The organism is Proteus terrae, assembly GCF_003144325.1.
In the GTDB taxonomy this organism is placed as follows: domain Bacteria; phylum Pseudomonadota; class Gammaproteobacteria; order Enterobacterales; family Enterobacteriaceae; genus Proteus; species Proteus terrae.
Window position 1 is genome coordinate 1 of sequence record NZ_PENS01000032.1, and the last position, 2539, is coordinate 2539.

The following is a 2539-nucleotide window of genomic DNA, read 5'->3' on the forward strand; positions in this document are numbered from 1 at the left end:
CATCAGGAATGGGGTATTGGGGAACGCTCACAACCAATACAACTGGTGCGGGTGTTTCAAGTTTAATTGATGGAGAATCACCTTGGGTCTCAATGGGAGGCGCATTAGTTGGTTCAACAGTCGGCTATGGAGGCACAAAATGGTTAACTCATCATTTTGATAATAAATTTAATCCTTGGTCTAGCGGGCTTAAAGATCGCCCATTAGTTGTAATGCCATCAATTACAGCTCCGCCGAGTGTATCAGTAGTACCAAGTATTGTTGGAAGTACAATTGGAGCTATTGGTTCCGAAGGTGCGAATAAAATAGTTACAGATAAAATAAAAAAATTGAATGACGAGGAATAAAAATGAGATTGCTTAAATACTTTCTTCTACTTTGGGTTGCATTCTCTTTTATGGTTTTCCTTACTCTATTAATAATAAAAGCTCTAATAGAATTAATATTCTATTTCTTAATAGAAGGTAGTCTTTTTTCTATTACTAAAGAGAATCTTATAGATTATATATGTTTGGGAATGGGATTTGGTTTTTTCTTTAGCATAGTGGCTTGTTTAGTCAGTTATCTTGAACATAAAAGACACTAATGTTTTTACAAAGAAAAAATGAGCGCTACACTAAGTTTTGTATGATTATTTCACTCCTCAGCCAACTGAATTATTAGCAATTTGATTTGCTGGAAGAGGGGGGAATATCAAACTCATTCAGCCATCCCCCTCTCAATAGTCAGTTTTGAGCTTGTGATTTAGTACTAATTCTTTGGCATTATTTTATTAGTATATTTTTCTAATTTAAATTACGAGCACTCTCTATCAAACCCTTTCAGAAAATAACAATAAGCCTATAAGTTATGGATGGAATCAATATAAATTGTGGAAAACAGGAGGTTGGGATCCCAAATATAACCCTAAATTGCAAGGTGGAGCTATAAAAGAATTATATGGACTTTCGAAAGATATGAAACCCTATCCTTTGCCTGGTATTTTGGGAAATATGGGAGCTGCTGGTATAACTGAAACAACAAACACTCTGATACAAGAGGAAATTAAAGAATTTAAGGAAAAAACGGATGAGAACAAAAAATAATCAATTAATATTCGTGGTTATAATGAGCATTGTATGTGGGCTTGCCATGTTTCTGATAATTATAATATCCTTTTTTATTGGTAAATGCCTAATTTGGTGGTTTGTAAGTGGAGAATTTACTTTTTTACTTGAGTATGTAGAAAAGGCTTTCAGAGTAGGTTTGATCACAGGTCCAATAGTTGGAATAGGGATGTGGTTTATAGAATATAAGTTACGTAGATGATGTTAAGATCCGATCTCAAAATGTTGGGATCTTTCTTTTGGTTATCACTCCGTCTCAATAACCTTGGCTTGTTAGCCCGTGGTACTCATCAATCCTTTCAGAAACCAACGATAACGTTGCTGAGCGTGATACTCAAACAGCAATGGGGGCAATCACGACAGGAGGTGGAGCATTAATGGGGGATGGATTAGGTAATTTTATAGTAAAACCTGTAACTAATTGGGTTGGTAAAATAATAACAAAAGGCAATAATCCCAGATTTAATGAAGTGTTGAGAAAATATTCAGAGTCAGAGGTTAAGGGAAAGTCTTATATTATGCAGGAAGTATCCGAAAGTAAAATTTCTTCTGGAGTCTGTAATATGAGTGGTAGTTTTTCGGCTGAATATGGTGCATCTAAATTACAAGAATTAATAGATAAAAGAGAAGAAAAATGAAAAAAGTGTTACTTTTTATCTTTATGATTATTTTATATTCCATTGTAGGAGGGGGAGGTTTATTTCTGATAGGGATCACTTTTGATTTTTTTCTATTTGTTTTTTCTTATTTTTATTTGGATATTCCAATGTCAATATCATTTGAAGATTATAAAGTAGAGCGATTATTAAGGATGAGCATAGGAGGTGGAATTATTCTTGGTATTAGTGTTTTTATTATTCAATTGTCGGAAATGAAAAAAAGATAATTTAAATAATATTTACAGTTGCATAAGTGTATATTTAAAAAATATAGTGCAGGTATATCAGTTGGAGTAATTATTAATGAAACTCTCAATATATTCATTATTTTTTCTTTTTTATCTTTATCAGGAGAATAGTTTTAACAGATCAAAGCATAAATCAATTAGATTGGATGAATTCTATCAAACTAGGTGGCTTCATTGGTAGCAGTGTTGGAACAGTCGTTTGGATTGTTATGCTATTTAATATTCGTTAGCTTTCGATAGTTTATAAATATCAAAAATTCGCTATAGAGAGTATAAAACCATAGCTGTAGCGCGAAAACACCATCCAATCTGTGGTATACAAGGTACATGGAGAGTGAGTGATAGCGATAATCAACAGCAAGATATCGAGCAATTAAGCCAAGACACTGATAATGCTCACAGCACGTTAGATGGAGAAAAACCCGTGATTAAAACTTTTACTAATGCTCAAAGTGGAAATTAAATATGAACGATCAAATTATATACCAAAAAATTGGACAATTGCTTATTGATTCGAGCCCCTCTG

4 protein-coding genes and 1 pseudogene are annotated in these 2539 nt (G+C 33.1%); all 5 read left to right on the forward strand.

The features are described from left to right. Positions 1-347 (forward strand): annotated as a pseudogene (locus tag DK857_RS19005) (hypothetical protein); the annotation flags it as partial. Between the two features lie 522 nt (positions 348-869). Next, positions 870-1085 carry a hypothetical protein gene (locus DK857_RS19015; RefSeq protein WP_109402987.1) on the forward strand — a complete coding sequence of 72 codons (216 nt, stop codon included), beginning with the start codon at positions 870-872 and terminating at the stop codon, positions 1083-1085. A 398-nt stretch (positions 1086-1483) separates the two neighbouring features. Further along, the gene (locus tag DK857_RS19030; RefSeq protein ID WP_109395579.1) at positions 1484-1744 is read left to right on the forward strand and encodes an adhesin; all 261 of its coding nucleotides are present in this window, start codon (positions 1484-1486) and stop codon (positions 1742-1744) included. Next, positions 1741-1992, forward strand: coding sequence for a hypothetical protein (locus DK857_RS19035; RefSeq protein WP_098943395.1), 252 nt, complete (start codon positions 1741-1743; stop codon positions 1990-1992). Before DK857_RS19030 ends, DK857_RS19035 begins: the two co-directional genes overlap by 4 nt. Before the next feature lie 355 nt (positions 1993-2347). Continuing rightward, positions 2348-2476 carry a hypothetical protein gene (locus DK857_RS19515; protein WP_264371826.1) on the forward strand — a complete coding sequence of 43 codons (129 nt, stop codon included), beginning with the start codon at positions 2348-2350 and terminating at the stop codon, positions 2474-2476. Positions 2477-2539 lie beyond the last annotated feature (63 nt).